The sequence below is a fragment of the Pseudoalteromonas prydzensis genome, assembly GCF_011050055.1.
Classification (GTDB): Bacteria; Pseudomonadota; Gammaproteobacteria; order Enterobacterales; family Alteromonadaceae; genus Pseudoalteromonas; species Pseudoalteromonas prydzensis_A.
In genome coordinates this window covers 107,217-132,191 of sequence record NZ_DRGM01000076.1, presented here as the reverse complement: position 1 = coordinate 132,191, position 24,975 = coordinate 107,217, and the positions used below count along the sequence as shown (strand labels likewise).

Genomic DNA, 24,975 nt, shown 5'->3' with positions numbered 1-24,975 from the left:
CCCGCCGTTGTTAACTGGTTCTTACGCCACTTGAAAAGCCTTCGACAAAACACCAGACAAGAAATGACGCTAGGCCAATTGATGTGACCATCTTACTTGCGTAACCAAGAGACAATCATGCCAACACAGAAACCAGCAGCGGCAACTGTAATTACACCAGTAATAATTAATGTGTAGTTCGCAGAGCCTTCATCTACTGCCGTCGTAATTGCAGCGGAGTGGTCAGCAGCAAATGCAGATGCTGAACCCATAACGCCAGTAGCTACTAATGCTAATTTTGCAGCTTTATTTTTTAATAATGTTTTCATGTTTAATTTCCTTTAGGATTTAAGTTTTACCCATGATACGGACGACACGACCAATACAATGAGCAGTTATAAAAGCGACTAATGCCGCCGAGTTGATTAAGCCGAAAGTGGCTAGGTCAAAAGCAAACAATTCATTAAGAACGTTTACTAAATTTTGTTGTTGCAGTTGTTCAAATTCAGCTTGTGTGACCATCACAAAATCACAAATGCCAGTAACAGCTTTTAGTGTTTGGTCTGATTGGATAGCGACACATTGAGCCATTGTTATTTCACCAATTGAACATCAGCAACGATGTTACGTGACATGTTTTCTGGGTCTGGTTGCAAAGTTAAATCAACCTCGCAAATACCATTTTCACCAGTGATTTTTTTTAGCTTGTTGTAAAGTTCTTGGCTATCTAACATAGAAACGCTTTTTGGTTCATAGCCACACTTTTGAATATTGTGGTCGCCTTGAATAAAATCTTTTTCTGGTACTAAGTAAGAAATAGACGAAAAGGCATAATGTTTAGGTGCACCAGATTTACTTGATACACCTTTACCGATTGCGGCAGATAATAAAATTACTTTCATGTTGTTAACTCCATTTGGTTGGGTGGGGTAATACAGGCCTGATTAATAGAGTCGGGTATATCCCAAGGATTTAGGCCTTTGGTTAAACGTTCAATTATTTCATCACTCGATAGTTCTTGAATGTGACGAAGGTAATTTACAAATTTGCTGTAAGACTGAATGCAATAACGCTCTAGTCGTTCGGCCACTAACGCGCCATTGTGTTTTTTTTGTCTGCTTGTAGTTCTGATTTCAAGACGTTCAGCAGTAATAAAAGCAAAAGCGGGATAGGCAGCAGCAAATACGGCATCGGTATTAAGAAGTGCATCCAAGGAGATAACACGGTCAATACTGCGAAGCTCAAGCTCAGCACGAACCCAATTAGGTTGAGATTCACTTTGCATTTGCTTGCCTTTTTCATACATACGCGCCATTTTTCCATTTTTGCGACTCCCTACGTAAAGTGTATTTCCGCCGTTGGCTACACAGTCATAGCGTTTTTGCCAGCCGTGTTTTTTTCGCCATTCTGCTTGTTCTTCAGTGCTTATTTTTTGTAGTTCACCCGTTTGGATGAAAGACCAAGAGGGCGCTTGATTGGTTTTACAAAACGCACCTTCTTCTAAATTTTGGAAGTAATCGAGCACAGTTCGATTGCCTTCGTAATCATCATAAGCAATGTCTAAACGTGTGATTTTCACGTTAGGCATTTTCTTTAACATGCTGTGTAATTTAGGAATATCCAAACCAGCACAGCCGGTACCTGAGAATGAAATCATTACGCCGCCGTTGTTAGCGCCCCAAGCAATAACACCTGAGTTCACATCGTGACGGTACAAGGTTGCAGACTTTTCATAAGTGAACATACCGCCGTTATTGTTGCGATAAGACCAGCTCAAAGTATCACTGGTTAAACGGTCTGCTTTAGTTGCTACCTCAGTGTTTAATAGGTGCATAAAATGTGAAATATCACCTTCAATCAATGATGTAAGTGTTTTGTAACGTTTTGTTTTTCTTACAACATTTTTTAAGAAGTGCTTGCGTTCTTCCTCTGGTATTTCAGTGATTGAGTTGTACTGGCGGTACTTAGATGAGCCAGCTAGATTCGATTCGAAAAGCTCATCGTAGAGTAAATCAGAGTTAAAAGAGACGGCTTCATTGATGTCTACTTCAAGGTCATCAGTTGCATTTTGGTCGAACATTTCAGCGCATAACATGGCGTTATAGGCTTCTTTGTACGAGCTAAAATCACCATTTCCAAAAGCTAATTTGGCGTCAAAGCGTAAGCGGGCAACTTCATTCGGGCAAAAAACTACCGTTAAATAGTCGATTTTTGTTAGGTTTTGAACTGGATTTTTAGCGTTCTGGTTCATAGTCAAATGCTCCAGAGTCGAATAGTTCTTGCCAGTTATTGTCGTCTACATCAATAATTTCAAACGGTTCACGGCCACAGTAGTCAATGCAAAATGCCATTGCCTCTGAGCGTGACGAATACATAAGCGGGTATTCAATTTTATTGAAACCTAGTGCGTATTCTTCTGCGCCTGAAATGTATTGAAGGTAGAATTTCATTGGTTAGACACCGAATTAAACAGCCAAATTAAACAAAAAAGGCATAATAAAAAGCCCGATGCTAGTAAAGAAGCAACTGGGAAATAAATAACAAAATCGTTATTACTTTCGACAGGTATCAGGAAGGTGACGAGTGCAATTAAGAACCATAAAAATAAAAAACCAATTAAATGTTTCATTACTTAGATACTCCATTATTTGAATAAGTATCTTTGGTTATTATGTTTATAACCATCAAAGCCATTAGAACCATAAAAAGGTATGTGGCAGAAAAAATAACCATAGTCACAGGGTTAGCAATTGAGATAGAAAAATTATCTAAAAGGTATTTTGATAACGTTGAATCCAATTCTTGAATTATTTCTAGGCTCATATTCTTATTCCCTATAAATATAATGCACAAACTTGTGCAATAGCGCAGAATGTAGCGCACAATATTGTGCAACGTCAAGAATATATTTTACATTTTTGTGCGCTATAATTGATTTAGAGAGGAGATATATATGTCATTTAGTTATCAACTTGTTGAAAAATACAAAGAAATCATGGGTTATTCACAGGACAAACAAGTTGTTGCTGACTTGGATAGTGTTACGTCTGGTTCTTTATCCCAAATTAAAAGGGGTGAAAGGCACTTAACTGCAAATCAGTGTATTTTTCTGGCTAATAAAGTTGGAATGGATCAAAAAGAAGCTTTATTGAATTTGGCTATTGAGAAATCAAAAACCAAAGAAGAGAGTAAAGTTTGGACTGATATTGTAAAAAAGATTAGTGCAGCATGTGTAGCGCTAACACTAGTTGCAGGACTAGCAAACGCTCCAACTGAGGACGCATTTGCGTAATAGCGATAACCCATAATCTATCTTATGTTAAATAGTCTGATTTAAATTAAAGTGGGCGTAATCACACGAACTAGCCCACTTTTAGTAGGGTTTTACTGGCTTAATTTAGCTCAGAATCTACCCAGAATTTAGTGCCTTTTAACACGGCCTGCAGTGCCAGGCCACTTTCGGTTAAAGAATAAACGGTTACTTGATCGGCAATGGCTTCGGCAACTACGGCACCACCTTTATCTTGATACTTTGCAGCAGCATCGGCATTACCACCAAACGCCCAACCGTGTTCAATAAAACGGTTTAACGCGGCTTGGTTGTGAAAAACCATCACCACATTAAAATCTTTAACGCCTAATCCTAACCCTAAACCGGCTTCACCCATATTCATATAGGTTGATTTACCGGTTAAGTTATTTTTTACCACACCGTAACCACCACCAAAGCTGGCTAAAACAACATTGACATTGGCATTATCAAATACGGCATAGCCTGCAGAATTTGCAATTTGTTGTTTAACATCTGGTTTTTCTTTGTATAATTTACTCAGTGTATCTGCTCGCATATTTTGCACTAGATTACGCTTTTCAGTTGGAGAAGCACTACCTGTTGTAGCACAACCAGACAATACTAATGTGAGTGCGACTAAACTTAAAACAATTAATTTTTTCATATGCTTTCCTTAAACCAACAACATTGCTTTGCTATTATCTAACTAGCTTCACAATTATAGAGCCGCTAAGTCCAATACTAGACAGTATCGGACTTTATAGTTAAACTGTAACTACTTTATTTTATTAGAAATAACTATATTATGCTTGTTGCTTTGGTCGATACATTAAAACAATTACGGTATCAAATTGCCCATCTTGAAGATGATACATTGCAATCAGAATACCCCGAACTTGCCTCCTTTATACAGCAAGTTGGCTTGACTGTCGCTGAATCTAAGCAAGAATTAGTATTTTTGTACCAATTTTTATATGTTTATGGTCGAAAATCAGAAGCAACCTATAACCGTTTTCGTAACGAACTCGAGCGCTTTTATTTATGGTCTTGGTTAGTTGCTGAAAAGTCAGTATTTGAATTAAAGCGTGAAGACATCGAAGCCTATGTTGATTTTATGGTCGAACCCGATAAACGCTGGGCCATGACTTCGGTGCAATGGCGTTATAAAGATGAGCAAGGGATCCGTAGATTAAACGAAAATTGGCGCCCTTTTATGCTCAAAGAGTCGATTGCCAGCCAGCAAACTTTAGCAGCTATGTTCACAGCACTTAATGTTTTTTATAAGTTTGCTATTTTAGAAGAAAAAACCTTTGCTAACTTTGTACCGGTTGTTAAAAAGAACAGCCCGTATTTAGTTGTGCAATCACAAATAAAAATTCCTGATACCTTAAGCGATATTCAATGGGAATATGTATTTGGTGTCACCCGTGATAAATGTGAGCAAGTTCCAGATCTAGAACGTAATTTATTTACTTTAGCCTGTTTAAAAGGCCTTTATTTACGGATCTCAGAACTATCAGAGCGGCCACAATGGTCGCCTGTTATGTCTCATTTTTGGCAAGATAATGATGGCTTTTGGTTTTTAAGGATCATGGGTAAAGGAAATAAATTACGCGATGTCACACTCAGTGAAGATTTTGTAACTTATTTAAAACGTTATAGATTATATCGAGGGTTACCAGCCCTGCCCCGTGTTGATGAGGCCGAACCATTGGTACATAAAATTCGCGGCCAAGGTGGCATGACTGTTCGACAAATTCGCCGTTTAGTACAACAAAGTTTTGATTTAGCAAAACAATCTTTACTTGATGATGGTTTTACGGATGATGCCGAGCAACTAGAGTCCGCGACTGCGCATTGGCTAAGACATACTGGTGCAACCCATGATGCACAAACTCGCCCTTTAAAACATTTATCGGAAGATTTAGGGCATGCAAAAATTGCCACTACCGATCAAATATATATTCAGACAAATATCAAAGAGCGTGCAAAGTCTGGGCTTAAAAGGAAAATTTAAATGGAATATATTGTATTAGCCGTTGTGGGTTTAGCATTTTTAATTTACTCATTATCTATGCATCAACTCGAGCGAGCAGAAATTACCGGACCTATGTTTTTTGTTATTATCGGTGCGTTGCTCGGGATTTTACTACCAAGTAAAACGGCTCATTTAACCAGAGACTTAGATCATTTATTACCTTTAATAGAATTAACACTGAGCATATTTTTATTTACTGATGCGGCAAAAACCAAACTGACGGTTTTAAAACACAGCTTTCAATACCCTAGCCTATTACTTTTTGTTGCTTTACCACTTACCTTGTTTACTGGAATTATTATTGCGAGTTTAATGTTTACTCAGCTCACACTTATTCAAGCAGCACTGGTGGCAATAATATTAACGCCGACAGATGCCGCGCTTAGTAAAGGATTATTAAATAGTAGTGCGGTGCCTGAAAAAATTCGCGAAGGGATCAATACTGAAAGTGGCTTAAACGATGGTTTATGTGTGCCGATATTTTTAGTCTTGATGTTGTTAGCAAAAGAGCCGGCATCTGCATTTTCGGTTTATGATACTATCCTTGTTTTTGCACGTGAATTAGGCGTGGCTATTCTGGTTGCAATTGCTACGATGGGATTGATCATTCCCGCGATTAAATTTGCGATGCAACGTCATTATTTTTCAAATAACACGAGCCCATTTTTATTGGTTGGCATGGCAATGGCCATTTTTTCGATTGCACAAAGTTTACATAGCAGTGGTTTTATTGCGGTGTTTGTTGCTGGATTAATTTTTGATAGATTTACAGATCTGACTTTACGCTTAAAACTCGTTGAAGATAGTGAGCACATAGCTGACTTTACTGGTTTGTTGATATGGTGTTTATTTGGTTTTGTGTGCAGCTATTTAGTTCTGCCAGAATTGTCATGGGCACTTGTTGTATTTGCATTACTCAGTTCAACGCTGATTAGAATTATTCCTGTGATGTTGTCATTACAATTTACTAAGTTAAAAATGAAAGAACGTTTTACTTTTGCATGGTTTGGTCCGCGAGGTTTAGCTTCAATCGTGTTTACTTTGATGGTGATCGATAGCAGCATCGAAAATAAATACCTTATAGCTACAATTGCTATGACCACTATTTTATTTAGTGTTTTTATTCATGGTATGAGTACTAAGCCTATTGCTGATAGTTATTTAAAATAAAAATCACATTCTAAAAAAATGCCGCACTTCTTTTTAAAAGAGTACGGCATTTTTATTTATATTAAATTAACTGTTATGAGATCAGCTTATCGGCTAGCAGTTCTATCGGGTGTTTAGGTTTGAATTTCTCATAGCGTTTAACTTGGCTACGACAAGAAAATCCTGTTGCTAATAATTGCTCAGGTTTATTTTTTTCTACAACACCCTGCCAACTCATTTCATATAATGCCCGTGAGTTATTTTGGTTTTGCGCTTCATGGCCATAAGTACCCGCCATGCCACAACAACCGGTTGCCGTAGTATTAAGTGTTAAACCTAAATCTGAAAAGATTGTTTGCCAAACATTCGCCGCTTTTGGTAACGCAGTTGTTTCAGTACAATGACTTAACAAAGTAAACGCTGCATCGCTAGTTACTTTTTCGGCCAGTGGCTTAAACGATTGTGTTGCTAACCATTCATGGGCAAGTAACACTTCAAACTCACCACGTTGATCTTCTAAAATAGAATTATATTCATCGCGGTAACACATGACTAATGAAGCATCTAAACCAACTAAAGGTGCATTAATTTCTGATAGTGAATTTAAAAACGCCGCGGCATTTTTAGCTGTAATTTTGAATTCATGCAAAAAGCCTTTGACGTGTTGTGGCTTACCGTTTGGTAAAAATGGTAATAGGATTGGCTTTTTCCCCAGCGCTGAAATAATTTGTATAAAGCTTTCGACTAACTCAGCTTCATAAAAACTGGTAAATGGATCTTGCACAATCAACACATATTCATTTTGTTGCTCAGCGCTTAGCGATTGTAACTGGGCAAAATTAAACTGATGTTGTTTTTTAATACGCTTTTTAAGTGATGGCGTACTAAGTAATGGCGTATCTACATAACCAACTGATTTTTTAATGAATGCACTGACGAGTTTAGTTTTTACAATTGGATTAATGACGCGCGAAAAGCTTGCCATTAGCGGCGCACTGCTTTCAATATTCCCGACTAGGTAATCTTTCAGTGGACGCGCGTAATAACTGTGATAATAATTTAAAAAGCGTGAGCGAAAAGTTGGTACATCTACTTTTATTGGGCACGCAGTGGTACATGCTTTACACGCTAAACACTCATCCATCGATTGTTTTACTTCGTGAGAAAAATCATACACGCCCTTTTTCTTATCGCGGCTATGTTGGTAACGTTCCCACCAGGTGATCACTTCACCTTTATTAAGTTCTTTTTCTACAGCTAATAAATCTATATTTTTAGTTTGTTGTAAACGTAACCATTCGCGCATTAAACTAGCGCGACCTTTTGGTGAATTACGACGATCACCGGTTACTTTATATGATGGGCACATAGGTGATTTTTCGTCGTAGTTAAAACAGATACCATTACCATTACAGGTCATGGCGTTGTTAAAACTTGTTTTCACATTGACAGAAATTTGCTTATCAAACCATGCTCGCTTTTGATCGTCAACACTAACTAGTGAGTCCTCACTGTCAATGGGTGTGCATATTTTACCTGGGTTGATGCGATTGTTTGGATCAAATGCAGCCTTTATACGTCGTAATTGATTGAACAAATGCTCCCCAAAAAACTCAGGGCCGTATTCGCTACGATAGCCTTTGCCATGCTCACCCCACATAAGGCCACCGTATTTAGCCGTCAGCTTAACAACTTCATCAGAGATCACCCGTAGTAATTTTTCCTGTTCGGGATCGCACATATCCAGCGCTGGACGTACATGTAATACACCGGCATCAACATGGCCAAACATACCATATTGTAAATTGTGGCTATCAAGTAATGCTCTAAACTCTACGATGAAATCGGCGAGATTTTCCGGTGGTACTGCGGTGTCTTCCGCAAACGCCAGTGGTTTTTGTGTGCCTTTTACATTACCTAATAAGCCAACTGACTTTTTACGCATGCCGTAAATTTTTAAGATGTCTGCTTTATCGCTGGTAAGCTGATAGCCAATCACGCCGTTTTTTTGCTGTGCTACGCAATCATCGAGTAATTTACATAAGCTTTCAACTTTGTCTTTTATGTCATCAACTGATACAGCATTAAACTCAACCATGTTGAGCCCTTGCATATCTTTATTTGCAACATCGGTTATTAAGTCCGATACTGAATGCCAAATGATATCTTGGCGTGCAAGGTTAAGCACTTTACTGTCAACGGTTTCAACAGAGGTTGCCCGTGCCGCAACTAAAAATGGCGAGTGGCGTAGCGCAGAATCAAAACTGTCGTACTTAATGTTGATCAAGGTTTTAAATTCAGCAATCGGGGTTATGTTGAGTTTTGCCTCAGTAACAATACCAAGGGAGCCTTCTGAGCCTGTTATTAGGCGACTCATGTCAAAAGTTTGTAAGTCATCACTTAGCACATGCTCAAGGTCATACCCGGTTAAAAACCGATTTAAACGTGGAAACTTGGCTAAAATCGCATCTCGATCTGATAAGCAAATATCCAAAACCGTAGCGTACAGTTTTCCGATTGTGGTGTCTTGCTCGGCAATGAGTTTGGCTTTTTCAATCTCAATTGGGTTGGTAGACATTTGTGTACCGTCAATTAAGTATGTTGTTAAGCCTAAAACATGGTCGCTGGTTTTGCCATAGACTAAAGAGCCTTGCCCTGATGCATCGGTGTTTACCATGCCACCGATGGTTGCGCGGTTACTGGTTGATAAATCTGGCGCAAAGAAAAACCCATAAGAGCGCAAAAAATCATTAAGTTGATCTTTAATTACCCCCGTTTGTACTCTAACCCAACCTTGTTCGGGATTTATTTCGAGAATTTCTCGCATGTAACGCGATAAATCAACAACAATACCAGGTGTTAAAGACTGCCCGTTTGTTCCTGTACCGCCGCCGCGAGGGCCAAAAGTTAACGATAAAAAAGGATCGTGTGCTGCTGTTTGCAAGGCAATTTGAATGTCTTTTTCGGTTTTTGGAAAAATAACACCTTGCGGTAATTGTTGGTAAATACTGTTATCGGTTGATGCCGTTAAACGGGTGCCGTAACTTGCATCTGTATCGCCAGTAAACCCTTGTTTAGTTATTGTTTTTAGGTAACTTGCGACTAACTCGGTCGCGGCATCTTGTTGGCTTATTGTTGCTATCATGACGGTGATAAATTAAGACATTTGCTAGATTATATCATGCTAAAGCGCAATAGAAATTGAAGATTTCACAGTTTGTAACACTCTTTTTGTCGTAATAATAAACAGATTACCTATACTGATGCTTATACGCTTAATTGCAGGGAATTTGAAAATGAAAAAATGTTTATTATTATTAGTGGGCAGCATGTTTATGTTGTTGGGGTTATTTTTTGCAGTGGTGCCTGGACCGTCATTGATATTTTTTATTGCTGGGTTAATGTGCTTTTCATTTTACTACCCTAAAGCACGCCATTATCTGGCACTATGTCAAAAAGCGCTGACTAAATCATGTGCATTTTTAGATAAAAAACTCGCCCGTTAAACTTGTTTAGAATTAATTGAGTAAACAAAAATGCCAGCAACTAAGCTGGCATTTTTTATACTAATCTGACCTGCTATTTTGCTAATTTTTTAGCAAGGTATAACCATGTTTCGATTACTGTATCTGGATTTAGTGAAACAGAATCAATGCCCTGCTCTACTAACCAGGCTGCAAAGTCCTCATGATCTGAAGGACCTTGACCACAAATCCCTACATACTTACCTTTGGCTTTGGCTGTTTGAATTGCCATTGAAAGTAGCTTTTTGATAGCAGGATTTCGTTCATCAAATAAATGAGCGATTAACCCAGAGTCACGATCTAGACCAAGTGTTAGCTGGGTTAAATCGTTTGAGCCAATTGAGAAGCCATCAAAATATTCTAAGAACTCTTCAGCAAGTAGTGCATTTGATGGCAGTTCACACATCATGATTACTTTTAAGCCGTTATCGCCACGTTTAAGGCCATGCTCTTCAAGTAGTTCAATAACGCGTTTACCTTCTTCAAGAGTACGTACGAACGGGATCATGATCTCAATGTTGGTCATATCCATTTGGTTACGCACACGTTTGATTGCTTCACACTCAAGCGCGAAACAATCACGGAAATCTTCCGAGATATAACGTGCAGCACCACGAAAACCAATCATGGGGTTTTCTTCTTCCGGCTCATATTGTTGGCCGCCAACTAAGTTAGCGTATTCGTTTGATTTAAAATCAGACATACGAACAATAACGCGCTCAGGAGCAAATGCACAACCGAGTGTTGCAATACCTTCAACCAGTTTTGCAATATAGAACTCAACCGGTGATTCGTAACCTGCAATCATCTCGGTTATTTCTGCTTTTAATGCATCAGTTTGCGCGTCAAAATTTAACAATGCTTTAGGATGCACACCAATCATACGGTTGATGATAAATTCCACACGGGCTAAACCAACACCTGCGTGCGGTAAACGGGCAAAATCAAACGCGCGGTCTGGATTACCCACGTTCATCATAATTTTCATTGGTAGTTCAGGCATTTTATCAACACGAGATGTGAGGATTTCAAAGTCTAGAATACCTTCGTAAATGAAACCGGTATCACCTTCTGCACATGATACGGTAACTTCTTGGCCAGCTTTAATTAAATCCGTTGCGTTACCACAACCAACGACAGCCGGAATACCTAATTCACGGGCAATGATTGCCGCGTGACAAGTACGGCCACCGCGATTAGTCACAATCGCTGCAGCGCGTTTCATGATAGGTTCCCAATCAGGATCTGTCATATCAGTGACTAAAATATCGCCAACTTGTACTTGGTCCATTTCACTGATTGAATTAAGCACACGCACAGTGCCCGAACCAATTTTATGACCAATAGCGCGACCTTCAACAATAACATTACTGCTGCCATTTAATTGGAAGCGTTCCATAACGTTTGTGTCTTCGTTTGAGCGAACTGTTTCTGGACGTGCTTGTACGATGTAAAGTTTGCCATCGTTACCGTCTTTCGCCCATTCGATATCCATGGCACGGCCATAGTGTTTTTCAATGATCACAGCTTGCTTGGCTAGTTCTTCAACTTCAGCATCTGTGATTGAAAATTTGTTTGCAAGTGCAGTTTCTACATCAACAATTTCAACTTGCTTGCCATGTGCTTGATCAGCAGAGTAAATCATTTGGATCGCTTTAGAGCCAATATTACGACGTACGACTGACGGCTTACCTTTGGCAAGTGTTGGTTTATGAACATAAAATTCATCAGGGTTAACCGCACCCTGTACTACCATTTCACCTAGACCATAGCTTGATGTAACAAATACAACATCTTCAAAGCCCGATTCAGTATCGATACTGAACATCACCCCAGATGCTGATTTGTCAGAGCGAACCATGCGCTGAATACCCGCAGATAATGCAACACCACGGTGATCGTAACCTTGGTGTACGCGGTATGAAATTGCGCGGTCGTTAAATAATGAAGCGAATACATGTTTGATGGCAACCATTACGGAGTCAATACCACGAACATTTAGAAAGGTTTCTTGCTGACCTGCAAATGATGCATCAGGCATGTCTTCAGCGGTTGCTGATGAACGAACTGCGAATGATACATCTGCGGTTGCGTCGCCGTGGAGTTGGCTGTATGCATCGCGGATTGCTTGGTCTAAATTAGGTTGGAATGGTGTGTCGATAATCCATTGGCGGATATCAGCACCTACTTTGGCTAGTGTGTTTACATCATCCACATCGAGTGTGTCGAGGATGTTGTGAATTTTTGCATTGAGTCCTGATTGATCTAGAAACTCATTAAACGCGTCGGCGGTTGTAGCAAAACCACCTGGCACTTGTACACCAGCGTTAGCCAGGTTAGAAATCATTTCACCAAGCGAGGCATTCTTGCCACCAACTCGTGGAACATCTTGCATACCAAGCTCTTGATACCAGAGAACGTATTCTTGCACGGGTCTTTCTCCAAAAAACAAATTGTCGTATTAACTGTGAGAGTTAAGAAAGAAAACCTTCTAAAAAGGTCCCCTTCATTCTACACTGGCAACAGACCTTACGTAAACCGTAAGGACCCCAATTTACTCTTTAACGTAATAAAAAGGTTAATATGAGAACTGCATTTTATATTTCTGACGGTACAGCCATTACTTCTGAAGTATTTGGCCATGCGACTTTGTCTTTATTTCCCGTTGAATTTAACCATAAAACCATTCCATTTGTTGAAACTGAGGCAAAAGCCAAAGAAGTAAAAGCGTTGATCAATGCAACATCGCAACGGGAAGGTGAAAAACCATTGGTGTTTTTTACTTTTGTGAATCATAGCTTAAGTGAAATTATTCGCTCGGCAGATGCTGTAAGTTATGATTTTTTAACCGCGTTTAGCGATAAAATTCAGGATGAACTTAAAGTTGCCCCAGTGCCAAAAATACATCGCACTCACTCGATGCATGAAAAAAGTTACGATTTTAGAATTGATGCTGTTAACTACGCGCTGACCAATGATGATGGCGCTAACATTAAAAATTACGCGGAGGCCGATATTATTTTAGTCGGTGTTAGCCGCAGCGGTAAAACCCCGACGAGTTTATATTTAGCGTTGCAATACGGTATTAAAGCGGCAAATTATCCGCTGACAGAAGATGACTTAGAAACAGGGAAATTACCTACTTGTTTAACTGCGTATAAACAAAAACTATTTGGCCTTACCATTGACCCTGTACGCTTAGCTGATATTCGACAACGACGTATGGCAAATTCTAAATATGCGTCACTTAAGCAGTGTCGCATTGAAGTGCGTGAAGTTGAAATGCTGTATAAAAAACATAAGCTGCCCTATTTGAACTCAACACATCACTCTGTTGAAGAAATTTCTGCAAAAATCATTTCTGATACAGGTTTAGAGCGTCGTAAGTACTAACTTCTGCTGTTTTTAAATAATATCGGACATTAAAAAAGCCGCAGTTGCGGCTTTTTATTAAAGTGAATTGTTACTTACGTGCGTCTTTTAATAGATCTGCTACTAAGAAGCCAAGCTCTAATACTTGGTCTGCATTTAAGCGTGGATCGCACTGTGTACGGTAACGCTGTGCTAAATCATCGTCAGATAAACCATACGCACCACCAGTACATTCCGTTACATGTTGACCAGTCATTTCTAAATGTACACCGCCGGCGTATGAGCCTTCGGCTTTATGTACAGCAAAAAATTGGCTGATCTCACGAAGAATGTTGTCAAAGCTTCGCGTTTTATAACCGGATGTGGCTTTTTCAGTATTACCGTGCATTGGATCTGAGCTCCAAATTACTTTACGGCCTTCTTGCTGTACTTTACGGACTAGCGCTGGCAGTTTTTCTGGTAATACATCTGCACCCATACGAGTAATTAACGTTAAACGACCAGGGATGTTATCTGGGTTAACGGCATCAATTAAACGAATAAGTTCATCTGGGTCCATACCTGGGCCAACTTTAACCCCTATTGGGTTTTTAATGCCTTTGAAAAACTCAATGTGGGCATGATCAAGCTGACGAGTACGTTCGCCGATCCAAACAAAGTGCGCAGAGCAATCATACCAATCACCCGATAAGTGATCACGGCGTGTTAGTGCTTCTTCATAACCTAGTAGTAACGCTTCGTGTGAAGTATATAACGCTGTTTCTTTTAAGCTTGGTGCAATCGTTGAGTTAATCCCGCACACTTCCATAAACTCAAGTGCGTCTTGAATTTTATCTGCTAATTGCTGGTATTTTTCTTTCAGTGGATTTGCAGCCACAAAGCCCATATTCCAACGGTTTACTTGGTGTAAGTCAGCAAGGCCACCTTGTGCAAACGCGCGTAGCAAATTAAGCGTTGCTGCGCTGTGGTGATACGCAGTCATTAAGCGTTGTGGATCTGGAACTCGGGCTTGTTCAGTAAACTCAAAGTTGTTTACGATATCACCACGGTATGAAGGTAATGATACGCCATCAATGGTTTCTAAATCAGCTGAACGCGGTTTTGCGTATTGGCCAGCCATGCGCGCAATCTTAACTACTGGGCATTTACCGCCATAGGTAAGTACAACCGCCATTTGTAAAATGGTTTTAAAGGTGTCGCGAATATTAGCTGCATTAAAGTCACTAAATGATTCAGCACAATCGCCACCTTGAAGTAAAAATGCACGACCTTCGCACACATCTTCAAGTTGTTTAAACAAACTACGGGTCTCTTCAGCAAAAACTAAAGGTGGCGCACTTTTCAATTGACTCTCTACGCTTTTAAGCGCTTGTTGATCTGGGTACTGTGGTTGCTGAAGTATTGGGAGTTCTCTCCAGCTATTTGGGTTCCACGACTGCATGTTATTTCCTCATTCCTACATTTACCTGTTAGGTGAAAATTAACGTATGCAGCCCCCCTGTTCAAGGACTATATTCGCTAATTATCAATTATTTAGTTATGAGATAAATATTATTGAAATTCGCTGATAATTAATCTGTTTTTATTAGCCTATTAACTTTTGATATTTATTCCTAAGTGACTAATTTTAAATACATAAATAATAAAACACTCGCGAGTCAGGTTTGCTTTGCAAGGTATTGCTATTAGCATAATTGAAAAGAACACATCATACCGTATTTCATATAGAGTGTAACCTGAGCTTTACAGGTATTTCTTAATATTTTTAACAATCAACTTGCTGGTTGTGGATTTGCATGCTATGGGCCGCTGTTATTTGTGCTTATAACCAGTATAAAGCTCGCTGCTAACTCTAAGGAACGCTATTTTACAAACATTTCCGCTATCAATTAGATTGGCATTACGGCTAGCGCCATACTAGATTTGATCGACCTTCGACCTTCGACTTGCTCATTGTGATAAACAGCCCCTAGCAATGTTTGTAATGAGCAAGAATCAGTTGGTGTATGATGTTTAGCGAGCATTGACTAAGTAACCTTAACAGCGAATTTGTCTTATAAACGCAGGCATCAACTTATTAATAAACATTCCTGGGGTAAGCCCTTCTGCTAACGCTGAATTCACTTCGTGAGCGAGGTATTTAGTTAGAGCACAACTAACTGATGATCCGAATGGAGTTGGTCATAATTACTTCCTTGGCTTTTAGATACTTTTTTAGCATTGATTCGTCACCATGTTTTCCTACCGTACTACTCCACCCCATAACTGCTTTCTAACATGAGGGCACTTTTTAGAAACCTCTCTTGCCGTTAAACGTTACCAACTTTGTAATGCTGTAGGTTGGTACTGACTGAACTAAAAAATGAATATGATCTTCATCCGTCCCAATTTCTAAAAAATTTGATTTCGCAACGTTTTTCTATTTCAACACAAATTTCTGTGATTGCCCTATCTGCTCCCACATGAAACTAAGCGATAAAGTAAAACGGTCACATTGCGGCTTTTATTTATATACTCAATACTATACAGCAAGGGGCGGGGAATAAATCGAAGAGATTTAACTTATTAATTTACCGATCACTGAACAAAGAACACATCATACTTAATTAAATTTAATATTAAACTAAACACCGAGTATAACTTAACTTAAAATAACCAAGAGAAAGTGCGGAAATTGAATATAGAATATATTTGTCACTATGATAAACTAACAATCTCAATTTAGTATGATGTGTTCTTATGGTAACTAAAGTTCAAATTCGCAGTCAGTTCGACTTGCTTAATGATTTAACAAATTTATTTATTGATGACCTAAAATCCAGTGGCTATAAAAAGGCTGAGTATTACCAATTACCAGATATTGAAAGTCGCGATGAAAAAATTATTCCCCAGTCTATTACTGTAAAAAAAGTTACTGGCGATGAAGCTCATAAGGCGATATTAAATTCATTTACAGATATTTATAAAAAACCAGAGCTAAGTAGTCGTGTTTTAAAGCGCCACCCTGGCCTATTGGTTGTTGATAACGCAGATCAAAAACAACTCGTTGCTCGAATTCAACAATTAAATAAAGCTAAAGCCGCATTTAAAGAATGTATTTTAGCAATCGATAATAATGATGCGCGCTTTGAAGCTGTGCACAATGCTATTCCAAATTTAATAACGCTTGCGGCATATCGAAAAGTGCATTTTGAAATGAACTCCCCTTTTTCAGTTCGTTTTACTTGGATGCATAAGCATGCGACCAAAACTCTTACAAAAAAAATGGCGCTGGCAATGCTCGAAAAATCGGCCGGTTACTCTAATCCACGAATGATCGACCAACACAGTTGGCAATCACTGGTTGCCCAAGAGCAGTTAAGAGTTGCAAGTTTAGGTGATAAAGACAAATTAAGAATTCGCCGACCAACGCGAGTAAGCCCGCAAGTAAATGTTAGATACACAGCACAAAATCGTTATCATGTTAGTGCTGCATTACCTTTTATTTTGATTAATCCTGATCCGGATGTAAAACTCGGTACCTTGCCAGATTATCAAAAACCCGAAAGCCACCCACGAAAACGTGAATATGATTTTCTTGTTGATAGGTTATACCTAGAACAAGTTGATAAGTGATTATGTTAAAAAGGCCGCTAGATAGCGGCCTTTGAGTAAGATGTACGTTATAAAAAAATCAATCTTCTACAATAGCTTCAATTTTATCTTCATCGATTAAAACTACATTTTCAACAATGCGTTTACCGCCTTGAATTTCAATACGTTTGTTATGCTTATTCAAAGTTAGTATTTCATCACAGAATTGATCAGACGGATGCATTTCATAGGTGTAGTCAATAATGTTACCGGTTTTATCCTCTTTAACATTGGTGATGCTGTATTCTGAAATTGCACCTTTCTCAATTAAATCTTTCATTGTTGTTGTCATATCACGACGTAGTGCTTTTAATTTATTTTCCGTAATATCATCGGTTGAATATATTGAACCATATTTTTCCATGATAGAAAGCAATCTAAAATGATATGTTTTACCAGGTGCTGCATAACGCCATAAATGATAAAGACGAAGCATCATCCAACGCGATAAACCGCGTTTTAATTCTTGTGCACTATTAAAGTAATAACCTTTGTACTCGAGATTATCGATCATGTTATGCACAAACGCATTCAAACATGCCACACATTTTACGTTTCCGCCCTGCCCTTTTTTTCCACTAAAATGAAGAGACGACAAGAAGTTCATATTCGATTCGTAAAATGAATCATCGATATCTGTATTTTTTGTATCTGTCGCAGAATACTTAAATGATAACTTTGAACCTTGCAGTGCTTCTAATGCTTCTTTGATTTGTGGATAAGGCATTGATTGCCCGACCGCTTTAAGTTCTTGGGCCAATTCGTTCATCGAAAAAACCACAGCATATTGAATACCGGACTTAAAATTAATTTTTACGATCTTACCTTTTGACGCTAAACGAATCAGTGCACGTTCAACTTTTTCTTCACGATCTGATGGCCATACTAAATATTCAACATCTTCACCATCTTTGCGACTACTGACTACAGCAGGTGTGATCTTAATTTCACCATCATATAAAATACCATCAACCTTCTCTGATATTTTTCGCGTTATGATGGTTTTTTTCGGTGCTTCTTCTAAAGGTAATTTTTTATGACCAGAGCGAACAAAACGTCCCCATAAATCATAATGATTGAATGTATTTGAATAGGCACGTAAGCCATGCGCTGCATTTTCTAATGATACGCGTACATCTTTATTATCTGTAAATAATGCGAGGCTTTCGTTATCAATTGCACTTTCCACCCCGTGGATCTGTCCCCGTAATGTATCGGGTAAGTTATCTACCGAGATGTTGACCTTTCGGTTCATTGTTCTTATTTCCAAATTTGTTGCGACAGCTAATAACAACACATTAAACTGTAAAAGTTAAATGTTTAAGTTAGTATAAAGTTGATCTGAGTTTAAAATATATTTTCAGATCACTTTTTTACTAACATAACATGATCTTTGATGTTTTCAGATCACTTTTTTACTAACTGAGGGGTTATAAGTCTAAATTTTACTAACTCAACTAAAATTTTGTCCGTCTATTTTCATTTTTTACAATTAAATACACGACATAATGATGTTTTTTCTAACTAGGCTGTGGATAATTAGCAGATCAGTTAGCATAGATCTGATCTATACCTACTACAGATCAGATCTATACCAATTAAAGTCACTGTTTTTCCCGATCTAAGGTGGATAACATCTTAATTTACTTAGTAAAAAACTGATCTAAGCAACACTTTTTGTGCATAATACTGTGCTCAAACTGTGGATAACTAAATAATTAAATTTCCGGTTAGTAAAATAGCGATCTGTCAGTAACTAAAGATCTGATCTTAACCAAGTATAAACCTGATCTGCATTTTTTACTATTATTTATATATTTCATAAGGTTATATTCATATTCAGGGCCCTTAACCTTTACTACCTTATATATTTAACCACCTTTAAACTTCTTTATTTATACTAAGCGATTTTAAGTTTCCAATCAGTTTTTTTAATGTCTTGTTATTAAAAGTCATGTCGTCTTAAATAGTTGTTTACAGTCATTTGAATGGACATTATACTAAATGCCTAACTTTGAGGAAGAAAGTATGTCAATTCATAATAATGCACTCTCCACTTATCGGCTTTTAAAAGCAACTGCAGAAGTAGCAGAAAAATCATTAGCAGGACGTATTCAGCATTATCGTGCCCATTTAAAATCAGAAGAAAAAGAACTCCGCACCTATACACAAAAGGCTGCAGCAGATTTATTAGGCTGTAATAATCGAACTCTAAAACGCAGACATGATAATGGCGATTTTGATCAGTTAAACATCAAACGCGGTGCTAACGGCCATTACGCTTATACCCTAGTGAATATCTTTGCGATGGCAGAAATCATGGATATTCAGCCAGATCATCGTAATGTTGACGACAAATTACAGGTTATTGTGATCAACTCATTAAAAGGCGGTTGTGGTAAAACCACCAGTATGGTGAATATTGCAGCTGCGTTAGCAACGACTAATATTAAGCGTTACCGCATTGGTATTATCGATCTAGATCCACAAGGCTCTTCTTCAAGTTTTTTTCCACCTAGCGAACCTGAGCCAATTACTGTTGGCGATTTAATGCGTGATTGTATTGATTTAGATGCGGATGAAACCTGGCAACAACTGGTTACTAATGCATTTTTACCAACGCATATTCCAAATATTCGTATATTACCGTCAGGAATGGATGATTTTTACTTTGAGCATGAAACAGCAACATTGCTAAAAGATAGCTCAAGTTACGACGTTACTCGTCACTATCATAAATTGCTCGAAAAAGTAATTGAGCCTGTTAAAGACCAATTTGACATCATCTTAATTGATACAGCTCCATCACTTAACTTTATGTTTTATAATGCTTTAATGGCATCTACTGCAATGCTCATTCCTGTGCATCCAGAAGCAGTCGACTTTGATGCGAACAATAAATACCTTAAACGCTTAGGTGAGATTTACCACACAGTGGCTTCTTTAGGCCATGAAGGCTGGGACTTTATGCAATTTTTAGTGACTAATTACGTTAAAGGCAACCATTCGCAGCGTGACATTGTTAAAGATGTGCGTAGTGCTTTTGGTCGTCAAGTGATGAGTTACCCTATCAATCATAGTTCAGCTATTACCGCCAGTTCGTCATCATTTAATACCATCTTTGATCAAAAAACATCTGATAGTCTTGCTAGTCGTGAGTCTTTATTGCGCGCTCAAGAAAACATTAAAGATGTGGTCGATGAACTTGAAATGTTGATCCGCTCGAATTGGCTTTCAACCCAATCTCAATTGAATGAACCTAAGTAAGGTAGTTAACAAATAATGGCTAAAAAACGTAAAAATGACACCAGCTTAGATCCTTTTGCAACTTCAATTGGTAGCAGTAGTTTAGATGAGTTACTGGAGCAAGCCAGCGCTGGTGATGTGATCAAAATGCCTGCACCGAGTGATCCAAAGCGTCAGATCACCCTTGTTTGTAAAGTGATCCCCCATGCAGAGATTGAAAGTAGCACTAAGGTTTATGCTAAAAATCGCCGTGTTCAGATATTGCTGAATGAAAAATCAGTCGCCGATATCCTTCCTGCAATCCGCGAAGACGGGCGCAACCAACACCCAGCCCTATGTTGGGACAAAGGTGATGAAACACTGGTACTGGCAGGCTCACGACGTCGTATGGCCTGTATTTTAGGTCAGGCTGATTACATGGTGTTAAGTTCATCAGATTTTACTGAACAAGATGCTAAGATTTTAGCTATTTCATCGGATCAATATATTGCTCCGAGCTTATGGGAACTTGGTCAAGCTTATCAGCAAACCAAAGATGAGTTAGTTGAGCAAGGCAAAAAAGGCTCTTATCGTGAAGTCGCTGCGATTGAAGGGGTATCTCATACTGCCATAGCGGATGCAATTAAAGCCTATGAGAAGCTCCCTGCTACGGTGCTTTCGCTATACCCTACCGCTAACCATGTTGGCCGTGAAGTCGCTAAAAAATTGATCGCAGCGAAAGAGCGTGATGAACATGCCTTTAATCAACTGGTTGATCATTTAACTCATGAGCAAAGTTTACAAGAAATCACTGGTGATGATAAGCGTGCAATGGCGATCACTAAGCTGCTCACCGCTGAGCCGCAATCAGCACAACGCCGTGAAGCTTTGTTAGAAAATGACTATATCAGTGTACAACGCAATTTAAAAAGTGGTGATGTTTCCATTAAAATTGACAATAAAGTTATGACAGACAAGCGCTTAGAGCAATTAACTAAGCTTTTAAATGCCTTTAATTAGTTGATAAAAATCTGATCTGAACCCTTTCTAAGTTAGTAAGATCATGATCTATTTTACCTTTTAGTTAGTAAAATCGTGATCCAAGTTCGACTATTTTTAGTATTTCTCCCCTCTTAGATCATTATTTTACTAACTTAACCCCCATTACACTGGCTATTTTTAGCAAATAGTATTTTGCTTAGTAAAAATATGATCTGTAAAGGTCCTTCGTTGTGATTAAGTTGTTTATATCTTGTGTGCTTGCTGTTCATTAAATGATAGTGTGCACTGTTTTTTGCTATAAACCGGTTTTTTACCAACTCCTCTATCTGTTGCTAGCGCCTTTAGTTACTTGTAAGTGGGGCTTTTTAGCAGCTCCAACCAGTCCGATTAAGCATTTTAATGCTTTAGCTCAGCGCTGATAAATCATATACTGGTAAAATTATTTTTGATTTTTACTGCCTTGAGCAATATGTCTGCTACTAACTTATCTAAGAATGATTTACTCGCTATTTTTGAAGAGATAAAACAAGAACAAGCGACTCAATTCCCTTTATCTGAACGGTTTATTAAACAACTGTTTAAACCGCATGTACTCAGTAAAGCAAAAGAGTATGTCGCAAATGGACAAATTAATTGGTTAGAACATAATGATGATTTTTCAGTGATTGATGCATCGATGTTCGGTAATCAAGGCACAACATTTTCGCAGCATATAGAGATTAGAAAATTAGCAAATGGTTTTGCAGTTGATCGCCACTGCTCGTGTGATGCGAAAGCTAATTGTCGCCATTTAGCTGCTGTGTTGTTGAAGCTAAAAATAGATCACTCGGGTGATTATGGTCAAGATTATATAATGAATGACTGGTTTGAAGAGCTTACAACACTTAAACAAACCCAAACCCAACCAGCAAAAAATGTTTTGTTGTTTGTATTAGATGTGGAAAATTCACGAGTTATTTTAACGCCTAAAATTGCCGCTTTTTCTACTGAACATAATTATACCCTTGGCCGCAATTTAACGGATCAGCAGCTCAACAGCTTTGTTACTCCTTCGGATTTGCTCGAATCTGATTTTCGTTTATATAGTTGGATACGTTCGCAAAATGCGCTGGGTAACCTTGAGCTCAAAGGGCAATGGGGTTTTAATGCATTACAACAGCTGCTTAGTTCTCAACGTTTGTTCTTTGGTCGTTCACGTCAGGCGATTAAAGCAGATAGCGCAGAGGACCTCCGTTTTTCTTGGTCGCACAAAAATGACCTCACGCAATTAAATGTGAGCATAAGTAGTAGAGAGTCTTGGTTATTACTGAAAACCACACCACCCACTTACCTTGATACTGAACAATTACGGATCGGCCGTTTACGTACGCCATTGAGCGGTGAAGAAGTTGCACATATACGTGCTATCCCTGCAATTCATACCGCCAATTTTGAACGTGTATACAAACAACTAGCTGCTAATTTTGGCGATGGGGTGATCCCTCATTATCAACAATCAGAGCGAAAAAGAATAAAGCGAGTTGCGGATGCATCAGCTGTTGTTGAAGTAAGTAATAGTAATAATGATTTACAACTGACACTTAAATTCAATTATCAAGGGCAGCATTATTCTCCCAATGCCGCTCCTGCACATTTGCTGAATACTTCGCTTGAGAATACGGTGATCACTGAGCTTACTAATTTAGGCTTTGTGCTATGTAAAGGGGCTTTACAAAATGAATTTATTTTTAATAAACAATCATTTATTCATCAGCATTGGTTTAAATATGAAGTTATTCCTAGCCTTAAACAGCGTGGTTGGAAAATAACAGACAAAAAATTAGTGGTTAAAAAAGCGATCAGCAACGTCAATTTGGAGGTTAAGCGCGGTAAAGGCCATCAAATTGTTAGTAAAATACTGATCCCAGGAGTTAAGGCGGCAATTGTACTAGCCAATGATAACCCTGAATTTGAATCGTTAAATCGCCAAAGCGAGCACTTTTACTATTATGCTAATGGTAAAAAGTTTGCTGTTATTAGCAAAGCTGCGTTTAATGCATTAGCTGATTTTAAGCAACGGTTTGAACTTGTGAAAACTCGCGACGAATTATTAATGCCACTGTCCTTCTTAGTGCATTTAATTGCTTACAGTAGCTTAGAAGTTACGTTAGTGGATGACAACTTGGAGTCTTACCTTGCAGAGCTAAACAACGCTACCAGAGTTGAGAGTACGCAGTTACATGGCTTAAATGATGATGTGCAATTACGTGAATATCAACAACAAGGCGTGCAGTGGTTGCAGTTTTTAAAGCGCCATCAGCTTGGTGGAATTTTGGCCGATGATATGGGCTTAGGTAAAACCCTGCAAGTGATTGCTTTTTTAGCAAATGCGCGACAGCGCGTGCAAGCTGGCCCTACCTTGATTGTGTGCCCAACCAGTCTTGTTAGTAATTGGCAAAATGAAATGAGTAAATTTGCCAGCAGCATTAAAGTGACCACTGTTTTTGGATCTGCCCGTGTAGAACAATTACAGCAGCTAGCTCAGGCTGATTGTATTTTGACTACCTACCCATTATTAAAGCGTGATATTGCTTATTATGCGCCGTTATATTTTGAAAATATTATTCTTGATGAAGCGCAATATATTAAAAACGACAGTGCGCAAGTAACCCGTTTGGTGAAACGCTTGAACGCACAATTTAACCTTTGTTTAAGCGGCACGCCAATTGAAAATAACTTGTTTGAGTTAAAATCATTACTCGATTTTGCTATGCCCTCGTTACTTGGTTCGCAAACTCATTTTAAAGAACATTTTCAAACCCCGATTGAACGCGATGCTGATGTTGACCGTGCCAATGAACTTAAGTCATTAATTCTACCTTTTATTCTGCGCCGCACTAAAGCCGAAGTTGCCCAGGAGCTGCCGCCCAAAACAGAGTTGATCAAAGAGTTTGAATTTGAAGCTGAGCAAAAAGAGCTTTATCAAAGCATTACTCATTCACTTGAAGAGAAAATGGTTGATCTGTTTGCCTCGCAAGGCGCGCAAAAAAGCAAACTGGTGTTTTTAGAAGCACTACTGAAATTACGGCAAATATGTTGCCACCCGCGTCTAATTGATGAAAGCACCGCGGCCAGAAGTGCCAAGCTTGATTGGTTAAGTACGCATTTGCCGGTGATGTTAGATGAAGATCGTAATATCATTATTTTTAGTCAGTTTACCTCTGCCCTTGATATTATTGCTGAACAATTAACTGCACTTGGCATCAATTACAGCTTGTTAACTGGGCAAACAAGGCATCGCGATAAAGTGATTGCTGAATTTACCAGTGGCCAAACCTCGGTGTTTTTGATCAGCTTAAAAGCTGGCGGCACAGGGCTTAACTTAACCCAAGCTGATACCGTGATCCATTTTGACCCATGGTGGAACCCAGCTGTTGAAAAGCAGGCGACAGATCGTGCTTATCGAATTGGCCAAACCAATCCTGTTTTTGTGTATAAATTAATTATGGCTAATTCAATCGAGCAAAAAGTATTTAAAATGCAGCAACATAAACAAGCCCTTGTTGATGCATTATTTACTGAAAAATCAATGAGTTTCACTAAGTTTGATGAAGAGCAAATGCTGTCTTTAATTAAAAGTTAGAATTATCTGTAAAAAAGTGTCTTTTTTTCTGAACTAAATTTGATTAACTCAGTCTATTAATATGCTTGTGGTTAAATTGCAGTTTACGACAGCATCATGTTGATTTCCCATTTGGTTACTATATTTAGTAATGATTGAG

20 protein-coding genes and 1 pseudogene are annotated in these 24,975 nt (G+C 38.5%); 9 read left to right on the top strand and 12 right to left on the bottom strand.

Translation table 11 applies throughout. From position 1 onward, the window contains the following. Positions 1-92: 92 nt before the first annotated feature. From ENH88_RS07150 to ENH88_RS07125, 6 genes are all read right to left on the bottom strand, one after another. Positions 93-308, bottom strand: a complete 216-nt coding sequence (locus tag ENH88_RS07150) for a hypothetical protein (protein WP_304181161.1) — start codon at positions 306-308, stop codon at positions 93-95. A gap of 19 nt (positions 309-327) precedes the next feature. Next, the gene (locus ENH88_RS07145) at positions 328-570 is read right to left on the bottom strand and encodes a hypothetical protein (RefSeq protein ID WP_304181159.1); all 243 of its coding nucleotides are present in this window, start codon (positions 568-570) and stop codon (positions 328-330) included. Between the two features lie 2 nt (positions 571-572). Next, positions 573-881: a hypothetical protein gene (locus tag ENH88_RS07140; RefSeq protein ID WP_304181156.1), complete on the bottom strand. Its 309-nt coding sequence runs from the start codon at positions 879-881 to the stop codon at positions 573-575. Continuing rightward, positions 878-2,230, bottom strand: a complete 1,353-nt coding sequence (locus tag ENH88_RS07135) for a replication initiation factor domain-containing protein (RefSeq protein ID WP_304181153.1) — start codon at positions 2,228-2,230, stop codon at positions 878-880. The genes ENH88_RS07140 and ENH88_RS07135 overlap by 4 nt, the downstream gene beginning before the upstream one ends. Then, a complete protein-coding gene (locus ENH88_RS07130) occupies positions 2,214-2,429 on the bottom strand; it encodes a hypothetical protein (protein ID WP_304181151.1) in 216 nt (71 codons plus the stop codon). The genes ENH88_RS07135 and ENH88_RS07130 overlap by 17 nt, the downstream gene beginning before the upstream one ends. Before the next feature lie 178 nt (positions 2,430-2,607). Next, positions 2,608-2,802, bottom strand: a complete 195-nt coding sequence (locus ENH88_RS07125; protein WP_304181149.1) for a hypothetical protein — start codon at positions 2,800-2,802, stop codon at positions 2,608-2,610. 130 nt (positions 2,803-2,932) lie between these two features. Here ENH88_RS07125 and ENH88_RS07120 point away from each other — a divergent pair, with 130 nt between their 5' ends. Then, complete coding sequence (locus tag ENH88_RS07120) at positions 2,933-3,271, top strand: DUF3693 domain-containing protein (protein ID WP_138570540.1); 339 nt, start codon at positions 2,933-2,935, stop codon at positions 3,269-3,271. 100 nt (positions 3,272-3,371) lie between these two features. Here ENH88_RS07120 and ENH88_RS07115 read toward each other — a convergent pair whose 3' ends face one another. Further along, the gene (locus ENH88_RS07115; protein ID WP_064664858.1) at positions 3,372-3,935 is read right to left on the bottom strand and encodes a YSC84-related protein; all 564 of its coding nucleotides are present in this window, start codon (positions 3,933-3,935) and stop codon (positions 3,372-3,374) included. A 141-nt stretch (positions 3,936-4,076) separates the two neighbouring features. Here ENH88_RS07115 and ENH88_RS07110 point away from each other — a divergent pair, with 141 nt between their 5' ends. Together ENH88_RS07110 and ENH88_RS07105 are read left to right on the top strand one after the other, a co-directional pair. After that, entirely contained in the window at positions 4,077-5,288 is a 1,212-nt protein-coding gene (locus ENH88_RS07110) for a tyrosine-type recombinase/integrase (RefSeq protein WP_304181141.1), read from the top strand. Next, positions 5,289-6,479: a cation:proton antiporter gene (locus ENH88_RS07105; RefSeq protein ID WP_304181139.1), complete on the top strand. Its 1,191-nt coding sequence runs from the start codon at positions 5,289-5,291 to the stop codon at positions 6,477-6,479. A gap of 73 nt (positions 6,480-6,552) precedes the next feature. On the opposite strand, the gene ydiJ is transcribed toward ENH88_RS07105, so the two are convergent. After that, positions 6,553-9,603, bottom strand: coding sequence for a D-2-hydroxyglutarate dehydrogenase YdiJ (gene ydiJ / locus ENH88_RS07100; protein ID WP_304181138.1), 3,051 nt, complete (start codon positions 9,601-9,603; stop codon positions 6,553-6,555). Between the two features lie 151 nt (positions 9,604-9,754). Between ydiJ and ENH88_RS07095 the strand changes: the two genes are divergently transcribed. After that, positions 9,755-9,964, top strand: coding sequence for a PGPGW domain-containing protein (locus ENH88_RS07095; protein WP_304181136.1), 210 nt, complete (start codon positions 9,755-9,757; stop codon positions 9,962-9,964). 73 nt (positions 9,965-10,037) lie between these two features. Here the strand turns inward: ENH88_RS07095 and ppsA are convergent, their stop codons facing one another. Then, a complete protein-coding gene (gene ppsA / locus ENH88_RS07090; RefSeq protein WP_304181134.1) occupies positions 10,038-12,413 on the bottom strand; it encodes a phosphoenolpyruvate synthase in 2,376 nt (791 codons plus the stop codon). A gap of 152 nt (positions 12,414-12,565) precedes the next feature. On the opposite strand from ppsA, the gene ppsR reads away from it, so the two are divergent. Next, entirely contained in the window at positions 12,566-13,375 is an 810-nt protein-coding gene (gene ppsR, locus ENH88_RS07085; RefSeq protein WP_304181132.1) for a posphoenolpyruvate synthetase regulatory kinase/phosphorylase PpsR, read from the top strand. A gap of 70 nt (positions 13,376-13,445) precedes the next feature. On the opposite strand, the gene ENH88_RS07080 is transcribed toward ppsR, so the two are convergent. Beyond that, positions 13,446-14,795 carry a class II 3-deoxy-7-phosphoheptulonate synthase gene (locus tag ENH88_RS07080; protein ID WP_304181131.1) on the bottom strand — a complete coding sequence of 450 codons (1,350 nt, stop codon included), beginning with the start codon at positions 14,793-14,795 and terminating at the stop codon, positions 13,446-13,448. A gap of 703 nt (positions 14,796-15,498) precedes the next feature. After that, positions 15,499-15,874, bottom strand: a pseudogene (locus ENH88_RS07075) (transposase). 219 nt (positions 15,875-16,093) lie between these two features. Here ENH88_RS07075 and ENH88_RS07070 point away from each other — a divergent pair. Then, positions 16,094-16,969 (top strand): DNA replication terminus site-binding protein, encoded by an 876-nt coding sequence (locus tag ENH88_RS07070; protein ID WP_304181128.1) that lies wholly within the window; start codon positions 16,094-16,096, stop codon positions 16,967-16,969. Positions 16,970-17,027: 58 nt separating this feature from the next. Here ENH88_RS07070 and ENH88_RS07065 read toward each other — a convergent pair whose 3' ends face one another. Next, on the bottom strand, positions 17,028-18,242 hold the full coding sequence (locus ENH88_RS07065) for a replication protein A (RefSeq protein ID WP_304181126.1): 1,215 nt from the start codon (positions 18,240-18,242) through the stop codon (positions 17,028-17,030). Between the two features lie 773 nt (positions 18,243-19,015). On the opposite strand from ENH88_RS07065, the gene ENH88_RS07060 reads away from it, so the two are divergent. The 3 genes from ENH88_RS07060 (at position 19,016) to ENH88_RS07050 (ending at position 24,836) form a co-directional block, all read left to right on the top strand. Next, complete coding sequence (locus ENH88_RS07060) at positions 19,016-20,254, top strand: AAA family ATPase (protein ID WP_304181124.1); 1,239 nt, start codon at positions 19,016-19,018, stop codon at positions 20,252-20,254. 15 nt (positions 20,255-20,269) lie between these two features. Further along, on the top strand, positions 20,270-21,232 hold the full coding sequence (locus ENH88_RS07055) for a transcriptional regulator (RefSeq protein ID WP_304181122.1): 963 nt from the start codon (positions 20,270-20,272) through the stop codon (positions 21,230-21,232). Positions 21,233-21,683: 451 nt separating this feature from the next. After that, complete coding sequence (locus ENH88_RS07050) at positions 21,684-24,836, top strand: DEAD/DEAH box helicase (protein ID WP_304181119.1); 3,153 nt, start codon at positions 21,684-21,686, stop codon at positions 24,834-24,836. Positions 24,837-24,975 lie beyond the last annotated feature (139 nt).

What these genes read in the sequence shown, in the direction of transcription:
- ENH88_RS07150 (WP_304181161.1), bottom strand. Translation starts at nt 308, where the DNA reads ATGAAAACATTATTAAAAAATAAAGCTGCAAAATTAGCATTAGTAGCT.
- ENH88_RS07145 (WP_304181159.1), bottom strand. Translation starts at nt 570, where the DNA reads ATGGCTCAATGTGTCGCTATCCAATCAGACCAAACACTAAAAGCTGTT.
- ENH88_RS07140 (WP_304181156.1), bottom strand. Translation starts at nt 881, where the DNA reads ATGAAAGTAATTTTATTATCTGCCGCAATCGGTAAAGGTGTATCAAGT.
- ENH88_RS07135 (WP_304181153.1), bottom strand. Translation starts at nt 2,230, where the DNA reads ATGAACCAGAACGCTAAAAATCCAGTTCAAAACCTAACAAAAATCGAC.
- ENH88_RS07130 (WP_304181151.1), bottom strand. Translation starts at nt 2,429, where the DNA reads ATGAAATTCTACCTTCAATACATTTCAGGCGCAGAAGAATACGCACTA.
- ENH88_RS07125 (WP_304181149.1), bottom strand. Translation starts at nt 2,802, where the DNA reads ATGAGCCTAGAAATAATTCAAGAATTGGATTCAACGTTATCAAAATAC.
- ENH88_RS07120 (WP_138570540.1), top strand. Translation starts at nt 2,933, where the DNA reads ATGTCATTTAGTTATCAACTTGTTGAAAAATACAAAGAAATCATGGGT.
- ENH88_RS07115 (WP_064664858.1), bottom strand. Translation starts at nt 3,935, where the DNA reads ATGAAAAAATTAATTGTTTTAAGTTTAGTCGCACTCACATTAGTATTG.
- ENH88_RS07110 (WP_304181141.1), top strand. Translation starts at nt 4,077, where the DNA reads ATGCTTGTTGCTTTGGTCGATACATTAAAACAATTACGGTATCAAATT.
- ENH88_RS07105 (WP_304181139.1), top strand. Translation starts at nt 5,289, where the DNA reads ATGGAATATATTGTATTAGCCGTTGTGGGTTTAGCATTTTTAATTTAC.
- ydiJ (WP_304181138.1), bottom strand. Translation starts at nt 9,603, where the DNA reads ATGATAGCAACAATAAGCCAACAAGATGCCGCGACCGAGTTAGTCGCA.
- ENH88_RS07095 (WP_304181136.1), top strand. Translation starts at nt 9,755, where the DNA reads ATGAAAAAATGTTTATTATTATTAGTGGGCAGCATGTTTATGTTGTTG.
- ppsR (WP_304181132.1), top strand. Translation starts at nt 12,566, where the DNA reads ATGAGAACTGCATTTTATATTTCTGACGGTACAGCCATTACTTCTGAA.
- ENH88_RS07080 (WP_304181131.1), bottom strand. Translation starts at nt 14,795, where the DNA reads ATGCAGTCGTGGAACCCAAATAGCTGGAGAGAACTCCCAATACTTCAG.
- ENH88_RS07070 (WP_304181128.1), top strand. Translation starts at nt 16,094, where the DNA reads ATGGTAACTAAAGTTCAAATTCGCAGTCAGTTCGACTTGCTTAATGAT.
- ENH88_RS07065 (WP_304181126.1), bottom strand. Translation starts at nt 18,242, where the DNA reads ATGAACCGAAAGGTCAACATCTCGGTAGATAACTTACCCGATACATTA.
- ENH88_RS07060 (WP_304181124.1), top strand. Translation starts at nt 19,016, where the DNA reads ATGTCAATTCATAATAATGCACTCTCCACTTATCGGCTTTTAAAAGCA.
- ENH88_RS07055 (WP_304181122.1), top strand. Translation starts at nt 20,270, where the DNA reads ATGGCTAAAAAACGTAAAAATGACACCAGCTTAGATCCTTTTGCAACT.
- ENH88_RS07050 (WP_304181119.1), top strand. Translation starts at nt 21,684, where the DNA reads ATGTCTGCTACTAACTTATCTAAGAATGATTTACTCGCTATTTTTGAA.